General features: G+C 69.4%; 20 protein-coding genes. 12 read left to right on the forward strand and 8 right to left on the reverse strand.

Annotated elements, in window-relative coordinates:
- The first annotated feature begins 30 nt into the window (after window positions 1-30).
- The gene (locus tag HDC31_RS03155; protein ID WP_113680609.1) at window positions 31-1,302 is read left to right on the forward strand and encodes a sensor histidine kinase; all 1,272 of its coding nucleotides are present in this window, start codon (window positions 31-33) and stop codon (window positions 1,300-1,302) included.
- Window positions 1,299-1,964, forward strand: coding sequence for a response regulator transcription factor (locus HDC31_RS03160; protein WP_113680608.1), 666 nt, complete (start codon window positions 1,299-1,301; stop codon window positions 1,962-1,964). The genes HDC31_RS03155 and HDC31_RS03160 overlap by 4 nt, the downstream gene beginning before the upstream one ends.
- 46 nt (window positions 1,965-2,010) lie before the next feature.
- Here HDC31_RS03160 and HDC31_RS03165 read toward each other — a convergent pair whose 3' ends face one another.
- Window positions 2,011-3,630, reverse strand: coding sequence for an ABC-F family ATP-binding cassette domain-containing protein (locus tag HDC31_RS03165; RefSeq protein WP_113680607.1), 1,620 nt, complete (start codon window positions 3,628-3,630; stop codon window positions 2,011-2,013).
- A gap of 288 nt (window positions 3,631-3,918) precedes the next feature.
- Between HDC31_RS03165 and HDC31_RS03170 the strand changes: the two genes are divergently transcribed.
- The gene (locus tag HDC31_RS03170; RefSeq protein WP_058633243.1) at window positions 3,919-4,206 is read left to right on the forward strand and encodes a hypothetical protein; all 288 of its coding nucleotides are present in this window, start codon (window positions 3,919-3,921) and stop codon (window positions 4,204-4,206) included.
- Here HDC31_RS03170 and HDC31_RS03175 read toward each other — a convergent pair whose 3' ends face one another.
- On the reverse strand, window positions 4,207-4,863 hold the full coding sequence (locus tag HDC31_RS03175; protein WP_113680606.1) for an alpha/beta hydrolase: 657 nt from the start codon (window positions 4,861-4,863) through the stop codon (window positions 4,207-4,209).
- A 120-nt stretch (window positions 4,864-4,983) separates the two neighbouring features.
- Between HDC31_RS03175 and HDC31_RS03180 the strand changes: the two genes are divergently transcribed.
- A complete protein-coding gene (locus HDC31_RS03180; RefSeq protein ID WP_113680605.1) occupies window positions 4,984-5,589 on the forward strand; it encodes an NUDIX hydrolase family protein in 606 nt (201 codons plus the stop codon).
- A 12-nt stretch (window positions 5,590-5,601) separates the two neighbouring features.
- On the opposite strand, the gene HDC31_RS03185 is transcribed toward HDC31_RS03180, so the two are convergent.
- Complete coding sequence (locus HDC31_RS03185) at window positions 5,602-6,675, reverse strand: low specificity L-threonine aldolase (protein ID WP_113680604.1); 1,074 nt, start codon at window positions 6,673-6,675, stop codon at window positions 5,602-5,604.
- A 55-nt stretch (window positions 6,676-6,730) separates the two neighbouring features.
- Here HDC31_RS03185 and HDC31_RS03190 point away from each other — a divergent pair, with 55 nt between their 5' ends.
- Complete coding sequence (locus tag HDC31_RS03190) at window positions 6,731-8,122, forward strand: MFS transporter (RefSeq protein ID WP_113680603.1); 1,392 nt, start codon at window positions 6,731-6,733, stop codon at window positions 8,120-8,122.
- A gap of 78 nt (window positions 8,123-8,200) precedes the next feature.
- Here the strand turns inward: HDC31_RS03190 and HDC31_RS03195 are convergent, their stop codons facing one another.
- Both HDC31_RS03195 and HDC31_RS03200 read right to left on the reverse strand, forming a co-directional pair.
- The gene (locus HDC31_RS03195) at window positions 8,201-8,881 is read right to left on the reverse strand and encodes an SDR family oxidoreductase (RefSeq protein ID WP_179515814.1); all 681 of its coding nucleotides are present in this window, start codon (window positions 8,879-8,881) and stop codon (window positions 8,201-8,203) included.
- Between the two features lie 131 nt (window positions 8,882-9,012).
- Window positions 9,013-10,452 carry a DUF6421 family protein gene (locus HDC31_RS03200; RefSeq protein WP_046747767.1) on the reverse strand — a complete coding sequence of 480 codons (1,440 nt, stop codon included), beginning with the start codon at window positions 10,450-10,452 and terminating at the stop codon, window positions 9,013-9,015.
- Window positions 10,453-10,524: 72 nt separating this feature from the next.
- Here HDC31_RS03200 and HDC31_RS03205 point away from each other — a divergent pair, with 72 nt between their 5' ends.
- Complete coding sequence (locus HDC31_RS03205) at window positions 10,525-10,983, forward strand: Lrp/AsnC family transcriptional regulator (RefSeq protein WP_046747768.1); 459 nt, start codon at window positions 10,525-10,527, stop codon at window positions 10,981-10,983.
- Window positions 10,984-10,998: 15 nt separating this feature from the next.
- On the opposite strand, the gene HDC31_RS03210 is transcribed toward HDC31_RS03205, so the two are convergent.
- Window positions 10,999-12,024: a DUF5937 family protein gene (locus tag HDC31_RS03210; protein ID WP_113680555.1), complete on the reverse strand. Its 1,026-nt coding sequence runs from the start codon at window positions 12,022-12,024 to the stop codon at window positions 10,999-11,001.
- Between the two features lie 45 nt (window positions 12,025-12,069).
- Between HDC31_RS03210 and HDC31_RS03215 the strand changes: the two genes are divergently transcribed.
- From HDC31_RS03215 to HDC31_RS03225, 3 genes are read left to right on the forward strand one after another with little or no spacing between them, the layout of a single operon-like run.
- On the forward strand, window positions 12,070-12,432 hold the full coding sequence (locus tag HDC31_RS03215) for a cupin domain-containing protein (protein ID WP_061015667.1): 363 nt from the start codon (window positions 12,070-12,072) through the stop codon (window positions 12,430-12,432).
- A 13-nt stretch (window positions 12,433-12,445) separates the two neighbouring features.
- Window positions 12,446-12,736, forward strand: coding sequence for a DUF4287 domain-containing protein (locus HDC31_RS03220; RefSeq protein ID WP_046747770.1), 291 nt, complete (start codon window positions 12,446-12,448; stop codon window positions 12,734-12,736).
- A 51-nt stretch (window positions 12,737-12,787) separates the two neighbouring features.
- Window positions 12,788-13,762 carry a 1,4-dihydroxy-2-naphthoate polyprenyltransferase gene (locus HDC31_RS03225; RefSeq protein ID WP_058632542.1) on the forward strand — a complete coding sequence of 325 codons (975 nt, stop codon included), beginning with the start codon at window positions 12,788-12,790 and terminating at the stop codon, window positions 13,760-13,762.
- A gap of 33 nt (window positions 13,763-13,795) precedes the next feature.
- Here the strand turns inward: HDC31_RS03225 and HDC31_RS03230 are convergent, their stop codons facing one another.
- Together HDC31_RS03230 and HDC31_RS03235 are read right to left on the reverse strand one after the other, a co-directional pair.
- Window positions 13,796-14,101 (reverse strand): DUF4229 domain-containing protein, encoded by a 306-nt coding sequence (locus HDC31_RS03230; protein ID WP_058632543.1) that lies wholly within the window; start codon window positions 14,099-14,101, stop codon window positions 13,796-13,798.
- A gap of 9 nt (window positions 14,102-14,110) precedes the next feature.
- Entirely contained in the window at window positions 14,111-15,031 is a 921-nt protein-coding gene (locus tag HDC31_RS03235) for a hypothetical protein (protein WP_179515815.1), read from the reverse strand.
- 423 nt (window positions 15,032-15,454) lie between these two features.
- Here HDC31_RS03235 and HDC31_RS03240 point away from each other — a divergent pair, with 423 nt between their 5' ends.
- From HDC31_RS03240 to HDC31_RS03250, 3 genes are read left to right on the forward strand one after another with little or no spacing between them, the layout of a single operon-like run.
- Complete coding sequence (locus tag HDC31_RS03240; RefSeq protein WP_113680553.1) at window positions 15,455-16,435, forward strand: glycosyltransferase family 2 protein; 981 nt, start codon at window positions 15,455-15,457, stop codon at window positions 16,433-16,435.
- Window positions 16,432-17,781 carry a polysialyltransferase family glycosyltransferase gene (locus tag HDC31_RS03245; RefSeq protein ID WP_179515816.1) on the forward strand — a complete coding sequence of 450 codons (1,350 nt, stop codon included), beginning with the start codon at window positions 16,432-16,434 and terminating at the stop codon, window positions 17,779-17,781. The genes HDC31_RS03240 and HDC31_RS03245 overlap by 4 nt, the downstream gene beginning before the upstream one ends.
- 44 nt (window positions 17,782-17,825) lie before the next feature.
- Entirely contained in the window at window positions 17,826-18,986 is a 1,161-nt protein-coding gene (locus HDC31_RS03250) for an acylneuraminate cytidylyltransferase (RefSeq protein ID WP_179515817.1), read from the forward strand.
- The last annotated feature ends 31 nt before the right edge of the window (window positions 18,987-19,017 follow it).

Raw genomic sequence — 19,017 nt, forward strand, 5'->3', positions numbered from 1 at the left:
AGTCCACGATGCGGTGCGTAGAGTCGACCCATGCGAGAGCCAGCACCCGTCGCCGCCGGAGAGGCCAGAGCGATGGGTCTGCCTCGGCCTCCCGGTGCGCTGGGGCGGTTCTGGAAGACGCACCCCTGGCTCTTCGACGTGCTCCTCGCCGCCGGCTACCTGGTCGTGAGTGCGTTCTGGTCCCTGGTCACTCCGCTGTCCTCCGGCGTATGGTCGCCCGCGTGGCCGTACATGATCCCGCTGTTCGTGAGCGTGGTGACCTCCGCCTCCCTGATGTTGCGCTCCCATCGACCCTGGCTCACGTACCTGGTGTTCGGGGCGGGTGCGGTCGTCGCGTTCGTCACCGACACCGTCGTCGAGACGTTCGGGGTCGGCCTCGCGGTCTACGCGCTGTTCGTCTACCGGTCGAATCGCAGCGGCTGGATCGCGTTCGGCATCACCGTGGTGGGAGGGGTTCTCGTCCTCCCTGCCCTGGACTGGCTGCGCGAACCCGATCCGGAACGTCTCTTCGTCTCGGTGCCCACGAGCGTGCTGTTCCTCGCCGTGATGCTGATCGCTGCCCTCCTCGGAGTCAACGTGGGTGACCGGCGGCGGTACATCGGGGCGATCCTCGATCGTGCCAACCAGCTCGCGCGCGAACGCGACCAGCAGGCACGGATCGCGACTCTGGCCGAGCGCGCCAGGATCACGCGCGAGATCCACGATGTCGTGGCGCACAGCGTGTCGGTGATGGTGTCGCTCGCAGACGGTGCGGATGCCCTGGCCGAGAAGGACCCGCAGCGGTCGAGGGACGCCGTGCAGGAGATCGGCGAGATCGGGCGGCAGTCGCTCGTCGAGATGCGGCAGCTGCTCGGTGCTCTGGGCGACGACACGGCGGAGAGCGAAGAAGACGGTTCGTTGCGACCGAATCCGGGACTTGCCGAGCTCGTGCCGCTCGTCGAGACCTTCCGCACGGCGGGGCTCCCCGTGTCGGTGCGCACGGAGGGGAGTTCGCCTTCGTCGCCCGCTCTGCAGAACACGATCCACCGCATCGTGCAGGAGGCGCTCACGAACGCGCTGCGCTACGCGAAGGATCCGCGTGAGGTGCGGGTGCTGCTCGACTTCCGCGACGACGTCCTCGTGATCGAGGTCACCGACGACGGGCAGCCGGGACCACCCGCCGCCTCGGTGGGGTCCGGTCGCGGGCTCGTCGGCGTGCGTGAGCGGGCGCGGCTGGCCGGCGGAACAGTGCAGACCGGACCTCTGCCCGACGGCGGATGGCGCGTGCGGGTGGAGATCCCCGAACAGGAGGACCAGCGATGACCGAGGAACCGACCCCGATCCGGGTGCTCATCGTCGACGATCACGAGTTGATCCGGCGAGGGATGAGGATGGTGCTCGACGCCGAAGACGACATGAAGGTCGTCGGCGAGGCAGCATCAGGAGCCGAGGCTGTGCACACGGCCGCGGATCTGCGCCCCGACGTGATCCTGATGGACATCCGGATGCCGGAGATGGACGGCATCGAGGCGACCAGGCGCATCGTCAGGGGCACTCCGTCGAGCAGGGTGCTGGTGCTCACGACCTTCGACCTCGACGAGTACGCGTTCGGGAGCCTTCGTGCGGGAGCGAGTGGTTTCCTGTTGAAGAACACTCCGCCCGCGCAGCTGACGGCGGCGATCAGGGCGATCGCCGCCGGTGATGCTCTGGTCTCGCCGCGTGTCACCCGGTCGATGCTCGATCTGTTCGCCACACGCCTGCCCCGACAGGCGGAGCGTGGCGATGCGCGCCTGGACGTGCTGACCGAGCGGGAGCGCGACGTGTTCCTCGCCATCGCCAAGGGGTACAACAACACCGAGATCGGTGAGAGCCTCTTCGTGTCCGAGTCGACTGTGAAGACCCATGTCGGCAGGGTGCTGCTGAAACTCGATCTGCGTGACCGCGTGCAGGCCGTCATTCTCGCGTACGAGATCGGTCTGGTCTGACGGGTGCGTCGTCGGCGAGCCGCCTCCCCGACGACGCAGGTCCGCCTCACGGCTCCAGCGTCACCTCCTGCAGTGCGCCTTCGCCGTCGATCTCGAGCGTCAGATCGAGGTCGAGGCGACGCAGGAATGCGTCGTCGTGGCTCACGACGAGCACGGCGCCTCGGTAGGCGCGGAGGGCTTCGACGAGCTGGTCGACCGTGTCGAGGTCGAGGTTGTTCGTCGGCTCGTCGAGCACCACGAGGTGCGGTGCGGGGTCGGCGAGCAGCAGCGTCGCCAGCGCGACGCGGAACCGCTCACCGCCGGAGAGGGACGCCACAGGGCGCTCGGCCGTGGCTCCTCGGATGAGGAACCGGGCGAGCCGGTTGCGCAGCTCCTTCTCCGGCACGTGGGGTGCTGCGGCGGCGATGTTCTCGAACACCGAGCGCTGCTCGTCGAGTCCGTCGACCCGCTGCGGCAGGTAGCCGATCAGGTCGGTGTGGGCCTCGGCGTGCAGCGGATGCTCATCCGGAGCCGAGCCGCCGGCGACCAATCGCTCCAGCAGCGTGGTCTTGCCCGCCCCGTTCCGGCCGATCAGTGCGACCCGCTCCGGACCCTGGATCACCCAGGCTCGTTCGTCATCGCCGACCGTCGCGATGCGGCGGCTGCGGGACACCTGCGGGTCGGGCAGTTCGATCTTCATCGATGCATCAGAGCGCACACGGCGCCCCGCTTCATCGAGGAGCGACCGCGCCGCATCCTCCTTCGCTCCGACCTCGGTGCGCAGTCGGCCCGCCGAGACCTCAGCGGCCATCTTGCGCCCGTGGGCCACGATCTTCGGGACGCGCTTATCGATCTCCGCCTTCTTCGCGGTGCGTGCGCGGTGGGCGAGCTTCACTTCGGCTTCGATACGCTGACGTCTCTCCTTGCGGAGCACCTGGGCGGCGGTGACCTCGGCTTGCTTCGCCGCATCCTGCTCGGCGTCCAGCCACGCCCGCCACTCGGAGTACGGGCCGCCGAACACGCTCAGCGTCTGGGCGTAGAGCTCGGCGGTGTCGTCCATCAGCTCGAGCAGAGACAGGTCGTGGCTCACGACGATGAGCGTGCCCTTCCAGGCGCGCACCATCGCCGCGAGCTTCGCTCTGGCGTCGCGGTCGAGGTTGTTGGTCGGCTCGTCGAGGACCGTGATGGGCGCGCGGCGCAGACGGATGCCGGCGATCGCGACGAGCACCGCCTCCCCTCCCGAGAGCTCGCCGACCGTGCGGTCGAGGAAGTCCGGGGCCAGTCCGGCCTCGGCCAGCGACGCCTCCGCGCGCGCTTCGATGTCCCAGTCGTCCCCGACCGCATCGAAGTGGGCCGGGTCGACGTCGCCCGTGCCGATCGCCCGCACGGCATCGAGGGCTTCGGACACCCCGAGGAGGTCGCTGACGCGGCGGTCGACATCGAGTGTCAGCTGCTGCGGAAGGTACGCGACCTCGCCGGATGCGGTGACGACGCCCGAGGTGGAGTCGAGCTCGCCGGCGATCAGTCGCAGCAGCGTGGACTTGCCGGCGCCGTTGCGTCCGACGAGCCCGGTGCGTCCCGAGCCGAAGGACCCGGAGATGCCGTCGAGCGCGATCGAGCCGTCGGGCCAGGTGAAGGTGAGCCGGTCGAGGACGACCGAGGCGTGAAGAGTTGTGGGGGTTGACATGAGTGTCTCCTGTCGAGTGCGAGGGTGCACTGACACCGAGCCCCTGCCGGGCCGTGACACGCGTCACGGGATGGGGAGGAGTGGGTCTGCCGTGGAGTCGGCGATCGTCGGGTCAGCGCGCGGAAAGATGAGCGCGGAGGCGACGGATCAGATCAAAGGACTTCCAGACACGGCGGACAGGACTCCCCGACGATACCCGGGCGTGTCGCGATCGCGCAACCCCGGGCGTGTCGGATTGTCCGTCGCGCGGGGGATGCCGTCGCCTCCACCGGTGCGTAGCGTGGAGGCATGGCAGATCACGATCCGAGTCCGCAGGAGTCGCGTTCGCGTATGGGCCTGGGCGTCGGGCTCGCGCTCGGAGTGGCGATCGGGGCGTCGCTGGGCGCCGCCCTGCAGAACTGGGCCCTCGGAATCGGAATCGGAGTGGCGATCGGCGTCGCCCTCTCCGTCGCCATCACCTCGGGCGGCGGATCCGGTTCCCGCGAGCGCGAGGATGGGGACCAACGCGAGGCCGGCGACGAGACCGACGGGCGCCCTGGTGACGACTCCGGTGCGTCCGAGGAGCCGGAGCGCTGATCAGCTCGCGGCGATCCCCTCGACCCACTTGGTGAGGAAGCGGTGCACGTCGGTCAGTTCCTCCTCCGAGATGCTGTGCGTGAGTCCGGTGTACACCCGACCGGACAGCTCGGAGTGCGTCGGCAGCCATTGGGCCGTGTGGTCGACCAGCGCGGGCGGGATGACGTCGTCGTGCGTGCCCCGACCCCAGAACACCGGTGGGCGCAGCTCGGCCAGTGCCTCGTCGTTCGGAAGGTCTCCCGGTGCGGCGTATCCGCTCAGCGCCGCCACCGCGCCGAAGCGTTCCGGAGCCAGACGGAGGGCCTGCAGCGCCACCGCCGCGCCCTGAGAGAAGCCGAGCAGCGCCACCGAGGGGGCATCGGCGGCTGCGGAGTCGAGCCAGCGCAGGAAGGCGTCTGCCGCGGCGGTGACCGCCTCCGAGCTGCGTCCGTCGAGTCCTTCGATCGGGTACCAGGAGCGCCCCGGCATGGGCCACGGAGGGGCGAGCGGAGCGGCGACGGAGGCCACGGCGATGCCCTCGGGAAGGTAGGGGATGAGTCCGAAGAGGTCGTGTTCGTCCGCCCCGTAACCGTGCAGGAGGACCAGCAGAGGCGCCCCTGCGCGGTCGGTGGACGACCATCGGGTCGCGGAGTCGTCGATCGTCAGGTTGTCGCTCACACCGTCATCCTGCCAGGGGCCACCCTCATCGTCTGCTCAGCCGTCGCGCGGCGGCCGTCCACTCGAGGTGCACGGCCGGGCGCGGTGTCGGTTCTGAGGGACGGCTGGTAGAAAGGACACATGGCGGTCCGCACACCTGATCCTGATCCGGAACCCGACGACGACGGTCTCGGCGAGTTCCCGGATTCGAATCGCCCCGCGCCCGATGCGAACCCCGGCTGGTTGAGCGAGTTCGAGCTCGAAGAGGCTCGGCGTCGGCTGCCGTTGCTCTATGTGGAGGCGATCCCGGTGCGCACCGACGGCTCCGGCCAGGTGATCGAGATCGGCATCCTGCTGCGCTCCACCCCGATGGGGGAGATGACCCGCACGATCGTTTCCGGGCGCGTCCGCTTCGGCGAGACGATCCGCGACGCCCTCTTCCGCCACGTCGAGAACGACCTGGGCCCGATGGCCTTCCCGCTGCTTCCGCCCCAGCCGCTGCCGTTCACCGTGGCCGAGTACTTCCCGATCCCCGGCGTGAGTGCCTTCCACGACGACAGGCAGCATGCGGTGTCGCTGGCCTTCGTCGTGCCGGTGACCGGCACGTGCGAGCCACGGCAGGATGCGCTCGAGGTCACCTGGTTCTCGCCGGAGGCCGCCGGGTCCGACGCGGTCGCCGCCGAGATGGAGAACGGTCGAGGCACTCTCATCCGCCAGGCTCTCGCGAGCCTCGGTCTGCTGCGCTGATACCTCCGGTGCTCAGGCTCCGGCTGTGGTGAGGCGCGAGAGCTCGGCGACGAAGGCGTCGACGTCGGCTTCTTCGGTGTCGAAACCGCACATCCAGCGCACCTCCTTGCGCGCCGCGTCCCAGTCGTAGAAGCGGAACGAGTCGCGCAGCCGGTCGGCGACGCCGTCCGGGAGCGTGGCGAAGACGCCGTTGGACTGCGTCGGCTGGGTGAAGTCGACGCCGCGGATGGAGCCGTCGGCGATGCCCGCCTCGATCTCCGAACGCAGACGCGCCGCCATGGCGTTCGCGTGCTTCGCGTTGCGCAGCCACAGGTCGGTCTCGAGCAGAGCGATCAGCTGCGCCGACACGAACCGCATCTTCGACGACAGCTGCATGTTGAACTTGCGCGAGTACTTCAGGCCGTCGGCGGCGTCGGGGTTCAGCACGACGATGGCCTCGCCGAGCATGGCGCCGTTCTTGGTGCCGCCGAAGGTCAGCACATCGACGCCGGCGTCGCGGGTGAACGCACGCAGCGGCAGGTCGAGGGCCGCTGCCGCGTTCGAGAGGCGCGCACCGTCGAGGTGCAGCTTCATGCCGCGCTCGTGCGCGTGGTCGGCGATCGTGCGGATCTCCTCGGCCGTGTACAGCGTGCCGAGCTCGGTGGTCTGGGTGATCGAGACGACCAGCGGCTGTGCGCGGTGCTCGTCGCCCCAGCCCCAGGCTTCGCGGTCGATCAGCTCGGGCGTGAGCTTGCCGTCGTCGGTGGGGACGGTCAGCAGCTTGAAGCCGCCGATCTTCTCCGGGGCCGCGGCCTCGTCGACGTTGATGTGGGCGGTCGAAGCGGCGATCACCGCCCCCCAACGCGGCAGCATGGACTGCAGGCCGGTGACGTTCGCGCCGGTGCCGTTGAACACCGGGAACGCCTGCACGCCCTCGCCGAAGTGCTCCTGGAAGACCTCCTGCAGGCGCGCGGTGTACGCGTCCTCGCCGTAGGCGCTCTGGTGGCCTCCGTTCGCCGCGGCGATGGCCGCGAGGACGTCGGGGTGGATACCGGAGTAGTTGTCACTGGCGAAGCCCCGGATCGCGGGGTCATGCTGGATGCTCACCGCTCAAGCCTAATCGCCCTACCGGATGTCCCCGCCCCGCTCTACCCTCGAATCCATGGAGCGCACCGTAGCGAAGCGAGCCTTCGCCAACGTCCTCGTCAACACGCTCATCGCGAACGTGACGACGAGTTTCCTGTGGTTCGCGCTGACGTTCTGGGTCTACATCGAGACGCAGTCGGTGCTGGCCACGGGCATCATCGGCGGCGCCTACATGCTGTTCGTCGCGTTCTTCGCGATGGCGTTCGGCACGATCGTCGACCGCAACCGCAAGCACACCGTCATGGTGATCTCGAGCATCATCTCCGCGGTCTCCTTCCTCGTCGCCGGGGTGCTCTACCTCTGGCAGCCCGAGGCGGCGCTGCTCGATCTGGGAGGGCCGTGGTTCTGGCTGTTCTCCGGCATCATCCTGTTCGGCGGCGTGATCGAGCAGCTGCGCAACATCGCGCTGTCCACGACCGTGACCCTGCTCATCCCCGAGGAGAAGCGCGCGAACGCGAACGGTCTGGTCGGCACGGTGCAGGGCATCGCCTTCCTGGTCACCAGTGTGTTCTCGGGATTGTCGATCGGCTTCCTCGGCATGGGATGGACCCTGGCGATCGCCATCGCCGCCATGGCGCTCACCTTCGCGCACCTGCTGTTCATCCGCATCCCTGAGGGCGCTCCGGAGCCCGACCCGAACGCCTCCAGCGCCCTCGACTTCCGGGGAAGCGTGCAGGCCATCCGACTGGCGCCCGGGCTGTTCGCCCTGATCATCTTCTCCACGTTCAACAACCTCATCGGCGGCGTCTACATGGCGCTCATGGACCCCTACGGGCTCACGCTCTTCGATGCCCAGACCTGGGGGTTCGCTTTGGCCTTCGCCTCGACCGGCTTCCTCGTCGGCGGCGGGCTGGTGGCCAAGTTCGGCCTCGGCCCCAAGCCCATGCGCACGATGCTGCTCGTGGTCATCGCGATGGGACTGCTCGGGTCGGTGTTCATGCTGCGAGAGTGGTGGCCGCTCTACGTGGTCGGCATGTGGGTGTACATGGCACTGGTGCCTCCGGTCGAGGCCGCGGAGCAGACCGTGATCCAGAAGGTCGTGCCGTTCCAGCGTCAGGGGCGTGTGTTCGGGGTGGCCGCAGCGATGGAAGCGGCGGCGGCTCCGCTCACGGCCTTCCTGATCGCCCCGATCGCCGAATTCCTGATCATCCCCTACATGAGGACCGCCCAGGGGCAGCAGCAGTGGGGGTGGCTGCTCGGAGAAGGCGAGGCGCGAGGCATCGCGCTGATCTGCCTGTTCGCCGGACTGATCATGGTCGTCGCCGCCACGCTGGCCTTCTTCACGCGCTCCTATCGCAAACTCACCGAGCTCTACGCCGAGGCTCCCGAGCAGGAGATCGACGCGCCGGAACCGGAGGGGGCGGATGCTCCACCCGTGGTTCCGGGGATGCCTCCGGATTCCCGCTGACGCTGACCGCCGCGCAGGAGCGGACAGGGGGCATCGAGACGGCATCGAGGGAGCCTCGGTGCCGTGCCAGGCCGGGGATCAGCCCAGGTCCAGCACCCGGTCGTTGAGCGCGGTCGCGTCCTCGTCCCACAGCGCGACGATCCGGGCGGCCAGCGCATCGGGATCGAGTGCCTTGGCGCGGAACACCACGGACGCCGTGCGCAGGGGCTCGTCGGCTTCGCGTGCGGCCTTGGCGTAGCCCTGGGCCACCGCTCGCGTCCAGGCCTCGCTCGCAGCCTTGACCGCGGCGTAGTTCGCCCCGCCGGCGAGGGGGCGCGCGACGGCGGTGGATGAGACGATCGCGAAGCGTCCGGCGTCTGAGGCGCGCACCACATCGTCGAACGCCCGGCTCGTGGCTCGCACGGCGTCGAGCGCGGGGAGCAGCGCGGCGAAGTCCTCATCGGACTGTCCGGCCAGGCCCCCGCCTCCTCTCCACCCTCCGACCAGCGGAACCACTGCATCCACGGGGCCGAGCCGCGAGGCCAGGGTGGTCATCTCATCGAGAGAGGTCGCATCGGCGACCTCGACCTGAGCCCCGGCACGCGCCAGCTCCTGCAGGCGCTCCTCCGAGCGGCCGGTCGCGAAGACCCGTGCGTTCGCGGCGACCAGCGCCCGCGTCACGGCGAGGCCGGCCGCACTGGTGGCCCCGGCGAGCAGGACGATGCGTCCGGAAGCCGTCGATTCGGTGCGCTCGGCCTCTTGTGCCACGTGTTCAGCCATGTCGTCCACTCTCCCGGATCGGAGGGGCTTCTGCGGCCGGAACCTGCGGGAGATCCCGCACGAGAGGTTCCGGCCGCAGCGCGGTGCGCCCCAGCGTCACACTCGGAACGCGCGCGGTGCGCGCGTGGTCATCAGTCGTCCGTGCCGCGGATGCCGACGGTCGACTCGATGACCGGCTTCATCTTCTTGTCGAGGGTCTCGAAGAACATCGACAGCGGGAACTCGTCGTCCATCACGGCGTCGGTGTAGCCCTTCGGCGCGCCGGCGAGGATCTCGTCGGACAAGCCGCGGGCCCACTGAGACGCCGGGTGCGGGGTGAGCGTGCCGCGGACGAGCTCGTATGCGGCGAGCCAGTGCGCGACCTTCGGACGGTCGATCGAGTGCCAGTACAGGTCGTCGATCGCATCTCCCAGAGCCACCACGGCATCCGGCACGGCGTCCCAATCGAACGCGAGAGCGGTGTCGGTCCAGTGCAGCACGCCACGCTGGTGCAGCCACGCGAACAGGAGCTGTCCGCCGACCGCGTCGTAGTTGCGCGTGCGAGTGCCCGTGATCGAGAAGCGGAAGATGCGATCGAAGATCACCGCGTACTGCACGAGGTGCGCGTAGTCGTGCGTCTCCTGCTCGATCTCGGTGAGCTCTTCGCCGGCTTCGATGCGGGCAGCGAGAGCACGCTCGATCTTCACCGACTCGCGGAACGCCGTCATGTCGCAGCGCATCTCCTCCAGCGAGTAGAGGAAGAACGGCATCCGCTGCTTGATCATGAACGGGTCGAAGGGCAGATCGCCGCGCATGTGGGTGCGGTCGTGGATGATGTCCCACATGACGAAGGTCTTCTCGGTCATCTGCTGGTCGTCGAGCATCGCGGCCGCGCGCTCCGGCAGGTCGAGGTTGGTGATCTCGGCAGCGGCACGGGTGACACGACGGTAGCGGGCCGCCTCGCGGTCCTGGAAGATCGCGCCCCACGTGAAGGTCGGGATCTCGCGCATCGCGACGGTCTCGGGGAACAGCACGGCCGAGTTCGTGTCGTAGCCGGGGGTGAAATCGACCAGACGCAGCGAGACGAACAGCTTGTTGCCGTAGTCGCCGGCTTCGAGTGCCGCGATGAACTCCGGCCAGATCGTCTCGACGATCAGCGCCTCGACCAGGCGGTCGCTCGAGCCGTTCTGCGTGTACATCGGGAAGACGACGAGGTGGCGGATGCCGTCGACGCGGTGCTGCTGCGGCTGGAAGGCCACGAGCGAGTCGAGGAAGTCCGGCACACCGAAGTCTTCCGAGACCCAGCGCTCGAAGTCGACCACGGAGGCGGCGAGGTATTCGGCGTCGTGCGGGAAGGCGGGGGCGAGTGCGCGGATCGCGGCGGTGATCGCACCGACGAGTTCACGGGCGGCGGCGTGGTGCGCGGCATCCGGGATCGAGCCGTCCTTGATCTGCATCTCGCGGATCGCGATCGCGGCGTCCTTGAGCTGAGCCCACGCGGCGGACTGCTCGGCGATCGATGCGTCCTCGACGACCTCAGGTTCGCCGACGATGGCCTGGACAGCGGAACTGTTGGCGGAAAGAAGGGACATCGGGACCTCCGATCGGAGAGTTTGGTGGAAAGATTCCGGCATATACGGAATCTTGACGATAATCTTACAGCTATGGATGACTCTGTCGACCGCGCGATCCTGACCGCCATCTCCCGCGACGGCCGTGCCACGCTCTCGCAGCTCTCCGACGCCGTGGGGCTGTCGGTGTCGGCCGTGCAGTCGCGCCTGCGCAGGCTGGAGACGCGGGGTGTCATCTCCGGCTACCGCGCGATCCTCGACCCCGAACAGGTGGGAACACCGCTCTCGGCGTTCATCGAGATCACGCCGCTCGACCCCGCCCAGCCGGACAACGCCCCGGAACTGCTCGAGCACCTCGATGCCATCGAGGCCTGTCACTCCATCGCCGGTGACGCGAGCTACATGCTGTTCGTGCGGGTGCCGTCGCCGCGCGCACTCGAAGAGCTCGTGCGCGACGTGCGCCTGGCGGCGAACGTCAGCACCCGCACGACGGTGGTGCTGCAGACGTACTACGAGCACCGGCCGATCATCCCGGTGGGCTCCGCGGAGTAGCCCGTACGGCGGGTGTCAGAGCGCGGCACCCACCAGGGCCTCGCCCAGCGGGGTGCGCAGGTGGTGCATCCTGGCGCCGTCGCGTTCGCTGGTGACCAGGCCGGCATCTCGAAGAACCGAGAGGTGATGCGACGCCGTCGATATCGCGAGGCCCGCATCGTGCGCGACCTGCGTCGTCGTGCGGGCGGCGCCGGCCTGAAGCAGGATCGCCGCCCGCGCCGGTCCCAGCAGGGCGCCGAGAGCATCCTCGATGTCGGCGGCGTCTCGGGCCCAGCCTGCGGTGACGCCGCGGGCCGGATAGAACAGCGTGGGTTGCGCCGGAGGTTCGGTGAGCACCATGCAGCCCCACGACGACATGACCGAGGGCACCAGCACCAGTCCGCTTCCGCGGCAGTCGACCTGCTCGCTGTGGCGACGCAGGGAGACGCGCACGGCGCCCGCGCCCCAGGTCACCTGGCGGTGCAGGTCTCCGGCCATGCCGGCGATACCTGCTGTCGTGATGGTGCGGGCGCGCACAGCGATGTCGGCACGGAGCAAGCGCTCGAGCTGCGGCCACACCGGGGCGAGTGCCGCCTCCCATACGGCGGCCCACCCGTCGGCGATCATGTCACGGGCGCGCTCGGGATGGTCCTGCATCTCGCGTAGGGCCTGTCGGCGGGCGCCGGTCGAACGCTGCACCATCTTCCCGAAGTCGACGCGCATCGGATCGAGAGGTGCCGCGCGCAGTTCGTCGAGCTCGGCCTCGGGGGTCAGATCCCATCGGGGCGTGGTCGTGAGGAAGTCGGGCAGGTAGCCGTCGTCGCCGATCACGCTGGAGAGCAGTGCGAAGTCGCAGCGCGGGAGCTGTTCGCGAACGGCGCGCAGCCACCCCCATTGCAGCGGATGGGCGGCCGGACGCCGCAACACCCTCACCGCGTGCGCGAGCTCGTGCCCGGGGGAGATGCCGAACCGCACCGCCTCGACGTCGCCGGGGCTCAGGTGGAACTCGACACGATGATCCGGGTGCTCGACGCCCTCGATCGGGCTGGAGTTTCGATCCACATCGAAACTCTAGGAGCAGGCGAAGGGTCTGTCGAGACTGGAGCCATGAACAGCACACCGTCTCTCTCCGGCGTCGTCGCGGCCGACGACATCCGCATCGGCACGGGGCGCAGCCGGAGGTTCGTCGGGGTCGAACACGGCGCCGCCGTGTCCTACTTCTTCGTCGAGAACCAGCCGGGGGAGGGGCCGGGTCTGCACTGGCATCCCTATCCTGAGACCTGGGTCGTGATCGAGGGCATCGCCTCGATCACGGTGGGCGAGGAGACCTTCGTCGCCGGAGCAGGCGATACCGCGACCGGACCCGCCTATGTGCCGCACCGCTTCACCAACGTCGGTGACGGGGTGCTCAAGATCATCGGCATCCACGCCTCCGCCACCATCATCCAGACGTTCCTCGACGAGGACTGACCACAGGAGCACCATGTCCTTCCAGGCATACCTCGACAACATCGAGACCAAGACCGGCCTCACCCCGCGGCAGTTCATCGAACTCGCCGCCGAGAAGGGGTTCGACCAGACGACCAAGGCGACGCCGATCGTCGCGTGGCTCAAGGAGGACTACCAACTGGGACAGGGTCACGCGATGGCCCTCGTGCACGTGATCACCAAGGGGCCGCAGATCAGCGACAAGCACGTGGGCAAGGGCGGCGCCCACGGCGACCGGTCCGACACCCTGTGGCTCGACGGCAAGGACACCAACCCGAACCCCTGATGCGCCGTCCCGCTGAGGTCCGGCATCGGGTCGGCCAGTAGGATTCCCTGCGTGGCAGCATCCTCCCAGCGCAAGAAGAAGAACCCGTCCGCGAAGCGCACGCCGGTACACACGAGTGGCAACCCGGCGAAGCGTCCGGTGGTCGAAGCCGGGCCGGTGACGGCGGGGGACTGGATCGGCGCTGCGCGCCTGCGCACCCTGCCGCTCGCGATCGCACCCGTCGTCATCGGCACGGGCGCCGCGCGCAGCACCGGGCCCGAGTTCCACTGGGTCATCGCGCTCGCCTGCCTCGCGGTCGCGGTGCTGCTGCAGATCGGTGTGAACTTCACGAACGACTACAGCGATGGCGTCCGCGGCACCGATGCGCACAGGGTCGGACCTGCGCGCCTGACGGCCTCGGGGCGGGTGAAGCCGCGCACCGTGCTGATCATCGGCCTGGTGTTCTTCGCCCTGGCCGCTCTCGTGGGTCTGGGGATCGTGATCCGCACGGGGCAGTGGTGGATGCTGGCCGTCGGCGCCGCCTGCATCGTCGCCGCGTGGTTCTACACCGGCGGCAAGCGGCCGTACGGGTACTACGGCTTCGGCGAGGTGTTCGTCTTCGTCTTCTTCGGACTCGTCGCCACGCTCGGCACCACCTGGGTGCAGATCTTCGCCCTGCCGCAGCAGGCCTGGCTCGGCGCGATCGCGACAGGTCTGTTCGCCTGCGCCGTGCTGCTCGCCAACAATCTGCGCGACATCGACCAGGACCGCGAGGTGGGCAAGCGCACCCTCACGGTGCTGATCGGGCGCAGGGCCACCCAGGTGCTCTTCACGCTCTTCGTGCTCGCGCCGTTCGGCATCGCCGCATTCCTGGCACTGGGGTTCCCGATCGCGTGGATCTCCCTGCTGGCGCTGCTCGCCGGTCTGCCGGCCATCGCCATCGTCTGGTCGTACCGGCAGCCGAAAGAGCTGGTGACCGCTCTCGCGCTCACCTCATTGACGTCGCTGCTGTACGCCGGGGCCCTGTTCTGGGCCTTCGTGGGCTGATCCGGCCGTGGGCTGATCCGGCTCGCGGGAGCCTCAGGGCTTGGCGTCGCCGTCGACGGGATCGTTCGACTCGTCGATCGCCTGGTCCTCGGCGTCCGCGTCGTCCTGACCGCCGGATGAACGGCTCTCGCGGCGCTCCTGCAGGCGGGCAGACGCGTCGGTGAGCGGCGTGCGGAGGAACAGCATCGAGATGCTCATGCCGATGAGCGCGGCGAAGATCGCTGCGAGCCACCAGAACTCCCGGAAGATCGGGAAGAAGAACCAGAGGATGGCGAGCGGGACGAGGAACGCCAGCAGCCGCAGCACGGTGTAGACGAGGAAAGGCGCGGGCTTCTTCACCCCTCCAGTCTACGTTCGCCGTCGGGAGCCCTCGTCGCCGATCCCGAGCCTGGCGAAGGGGATGCCGCGCACCACCCGTCGCCAGGGGTGCTCTCCGAGCGACCAGAGCAGTCCGGCCTCGAGGTCGAGAGCCAGGTCCTCGCACCCGACGGGGAGACGGACGGCGTCCGGAGCGAGAGCCCCGCGTCGGCCGCTCCAGAGTGTGCCGGGGTGCATGCGGTCGGACTGCGACACGAAGTGATGCCGGCCCCAGCGGACGGCGCCCTGCATCCGTGCGATGCCGGGGGTGAAGCGGTCCACCTCGGTGAACTCGCCGGCGAGGTCGACGGGGATCGCGAACTCGCCGATCCTTCCGCTCTCGTCCGGGCGATGCTCACCGATGAGTACCCGTGCGCGCGGGGAGCCGTCGTCGTCGAACACCCGCCCGAGGTACGAGCAGCGCAGGGCGATGGGATGCACCCTGGTTCGCACGGCGACGAGAGCGGTGCTGCGTCCGCCGCGGCGGTTCGACCCGGCGAGTCGCTGGGCGAGAGCGCCGCGCACGGTACGGATGTCCGACAGATCGAACTCCCAGATGCCCTGGCCCGTCGCGGCGGCGAACAGCCGATCCCCGAACCACGCGAGTCCCCCGGCGTGGATCCGCGCCGGGTGCAGTTCGCCGTCGTCGTCGTCGGCGGTCGCGAGGAGGACGTCGAGGTGACGCGAGCGCTCGAGATCGACGAGCGTCACGCGGGAGGCGAGATGCTCTCCTGACAGCTCCTGGCGGAACCAGCTCACGGCAAGGGTGCGTCGGCCGCGCCATTCGCCGACGTCGACGCCCTGCGGATACCAGCGCCTGGTCCAGGTCCTCGCGCTGAGCCAGCGCAGGTCGACGGTGTCACGCCGCCGCTGTCGCACGGGGCGCCAGGTCGATCCGAAGGGCCACAGCATCTCCTCATCGTCGCCGATACGGCCGTTGGGGGCGAACCGGACCACGGGCGTCGCGCGATGGAGTGCAGCCGTAGTTCTGGCATGTATTATGTTACCGTCCGGTCGCGCTCTCCTCTCATCCAGGGTGGCGCGTCGACCATGAGCGTCTCGCGGCCATCTGATGGGGGTCAGTCGGCCGCGTGGCACGCGGTGTCGCATCTGCGATACCGCGTCCCGAACGTGTCTCGTTCGGCAGTGCGATGCACTGGGAGGTGTGGTTCCGTTCGGGTACGGGACCACACCTCAGTGCCTTTCTCCCGAGTGCCTTTCTCCCGAGTGCACGGTCTCTGGCGCTTCACGGACACCCGTCGTTCACCTCCGCGTCGCCGCCCGGCAAGGACCGCCTGCGACCATTCCCGCACACCGTCCCCGTTCTGGAGTCCTGTGCGCACACCCCTCGTCACCGTCATCCTGCCCGCGAAGGACGCCGGCGCGTACATCGGGACGACGCTCGAGACGCTCACTCGGCAGTTCGATGATCTCGGAGCCGTGAAGCTGGTCGCGATCGACGACGGCTCGCGCGACGACACGGGTGCTCTCATGCGGCGGTACGCGGAGCGGTTCCCCCGCGCCGAGGTGCTGCGCAACGAGTCCGCGCGCGGGTTGGCGACGGCCCGCAACCAGGGACTGCCGCACGTCGAGGGGGAGGCCTTCTGCTTCCTCGACGGCGATGACTGGATGCAGCCGCGTCGGCTCGAGGTGCTCGCGTCGCGGCTGCGAGAGCTCGATTGCGACTTCGTACGCACCGACCACGTCACGGTGAGGGGTGGGACGCGCGCCCTCGTCCGGGCGCCGTATCCGTGGCGCGACCGGGTCGCTCCTCCGCGAGACGCCATCCTGCCGGAGCACGAATCGACGATGGTCGACTACCCGTACGCCTGGGCGGGGCTCTTCCACCGCCGGCTCATCGACCGTGGCCTGGCGGCGTTCACCGAAGGGCTGTTCACCGCAGAGGACCGACCGTGGATCTGGCGACTGCATCTGCATGCCGAGTCGTTCGCGGTGGTCGATGCGCCTGCGCTGCTCTACCGGCGGGGCGTGGCCACATCGCTCACCCAGACCCGAGATCGGAGACAGCTCGACTTCGCCAGGGCGATGGACGAGGTCATCTCGCTCGTCGAACGAGATCGCGAGGCGGAGCGGTTTCTCCCCAAGGCCGTCTGGACGGTGCTCGCCCTCAGCTCCCACCACCTCGTGCGCGCCCGCCGCATGAGCCCTCAGCTGCGCGGCGCAGTGCGCGCGGGGATCCTCCGCACGCTCCGTCGACTCCCGGCCGATGAGGTGGCCGTCGTGCTGAGCCACCTCGATGGACCGCGCCGCCGGGTCCTCGCACGCGTCCTCCGTCAGGCGGGTCGTGCCGGATGACGCAGGTCTTCGCGCTGCACAGCGCCTATGGACTCGCGACCGCAGTGGCCGCGATGGATGCCGGACTTATCGACGACGAGGTCCGTGGCGAGCGAATCCTTGTGCCCTTCACCTCCTCGACGGTGCCCGAGACCGTCACCGGGATCGCGGATGATGCGGCGCTCGGGCCGCTGCGGGCGCGGTTCGACCGCGCGGAGCCGCTGGATGAGATGCTCATGCCGCGGCATCCGCGATCCTGGGAGCCGAAGGCCGCTGATCTCCCGATGCTCGAGCGCCTGTTCGCGCGCGCGTGGGGTGTGGACCCTCGCGATCTGGAACTGTTCGTGCAGAGCCCGCAGGTGGCACCCGCCAGGACGTTGATGGCACTGTTCCCCCGGGCGCGGATCACGATCATCGGGGACGGGCTGATGACCTATGCGCCCATGCGGGTGCGGGTGCCCTATCCCGTCGCCGCACGCATCGAGCGAGTCGTCCATGCCGACGTCGTGCCGGGCGTCGAGCCTCTCGTGGGATCGCCGGGTGCGCGGATCGTGCCGGTGCCGCCGGCGTCGTTCGCCGCGGTCCTGCGAGAGACGGACACAGGGGAGTCTTCCCTCCCTGAGGCTTCCCCATCGACGGTGCTCGTGCTCGGCCAGTACCTGTCGGCGCTCGGTCTGGTCTCGGTGGCCGAGGAGATCGACCTGCAGCAGCGTCTGATCGACCGTGCGGCGCAGTGGCGACCACGGCGCATCGTGTTCAAGCCGCATCCGGGCGCGCCGCCTCTCGTGACGGCGGCCGTCGGGGCGCGAGCGCGCGAGCAGGGCATCGACTTCGTCGAGTATCGCGGTCCGCTCGCGGCGGAGCTGCTCGCCGAACGGATCGATGCCCTGGCCGTCGTCGCCGGGTTCTCCACTGCGCTGCCGACCGTGCACACGCTCTTCGGACGCGCGGTCGGGTCGGCCGGCAATGACGCGGTGCTCGCGGCACTGAAGCCGTTCGAGAACAGCAACCGGATTCCCGTGACTCTGGTGGACGCCATGACGCGCGAGGGCTCGCCCTACGCCGACCCCGCCCGGCTCCAGCTGCTGATCGACGCGGTCGGTTATGCCATGCAGCCGAAGATCGCCGGACATCTGCGGGGGCGGGCCGAGGAGCTGCTGCACGATCTCGACCCGGCCGAGCGCGATCGGTACTTCTCGCCACGAAGGCTCGCCGAGCTGCGGCTACCCGGCGCGCCGGTCGAGAACGCCGTGCGTCGTGCACTGCGACCCGCCGGAGGGGTGGGCAGGATCGAGGAGTGGCGACTGCACGCCCTCGGTGCGCGGCGGCGTGCGGGGCGCGTCTGGCGGGCGGCGCGCGGACGATGACGGCGATGGCGATGGCGATGGCGACGATGAGGAGGACAGGGACGATGGACGAGCAGAGGCCCCTCACGGTGGCGATCATCCCGGCACGCGGCGGATCGAAGCAGGTGCCGCGCAAGAATCTGCAGCGCGTCGGCGGCGTGCCGCTGGTCGAGCGCGCCGTGCGCGCGGCCGCCCGTGCCGCGGGCATCGACCTGGTCGTGGTCTCGACCGACGATGACGAGATCGCCGCGCTGGCGACTGCCGCGGGTGCCAGAGCGGTCCGCCGCCCCGCGGAGCTCGCGGGAGACACCGCGACCTCGGAGAGCGCGATTCTGCATGCCCTCGACGCGCTCGAAGCGAGCGGCGACAGCGTCGATGTCGTGGCGTTCCTGCAGGCGACGTCGCCGTTCATCCCCAGTGATGCGCTCGCCGCCGCCGTGGAGGAGGTTCGCGCCGACCGTGCCGACAGTGTCTTCGCGGCGCATGAGACGTACGGGTTCCTGTGGCGGGAGGACGAACACGGTGAGGCTGCGGCGATCAACCACGAGGCCGCACACCGCCCGCGAAGGCAGGATCGCGAGCCCCACCACCTCGAGACCGGGGCGTTCTACGTGTTCCGGGCTTCCGGCTTCCGGGCGAGCAGACATCGCTTCTTCGGCAGGATCCGCATCGCCCCCGTGCCGGAGTGGACCGCGATCGAGATCGACGATGCAGAGCAGCTCCGTGTCGCCCGTGCGCTCGCCGCTCTGCACGACGTGCCTGAGCCCATCCGGGTGCGCGCGGTGGTCACCGACTTCGACGGCGTGCACACGGACGACACCGCCATCATCGATGCCGACGGCGGGGAGCGCGTGCGGGTCAGTCGGGAAGACGGCATGGGTGTCGCGCTCCTGCGTCGGGCCGGTGTGCCGCTGCTGATCCTGTCGACCGAGGTCAACCCGGTGGTGCGTGCTCGTGCAGACAAGCTCAGGGTGCCCGTGCTGCACGGCATCGACGACAAGGAGAGCGCACTGCGCGCCTGGTCGCGCGAGAACGGGGTGCCGCTCGCCGACATCGCGTATCTCGGCAACGACGTCAACGACCTGCCGGCCTTGCGGATCGTGGGGTGGCCGGTCGCGGTCGCGAACGCGCACCCGCTGGTGATCGAAGAGGCTCGTGTCGTCCTGCGCCGCCGGGGCGGAGAGGGCGCCGTGCGCGAGCTGATCGAACGGGTGTTGTCGAGCTGACCTATGCCGGTAACCCGGCGGTCTCCCGGTG

The sequence above is a fragment of the Microbacterium sp. JAI119 genome, from assembly GCF_013410135.1.
In the GTDB taxonomy this organism is placed as follows: domain Bacteria; phylum Actinomycetota; class Actinomycetes; order Actinomycetales; family Microbacteriaceae; genus Microbacterium; species Microbacterium oxydans.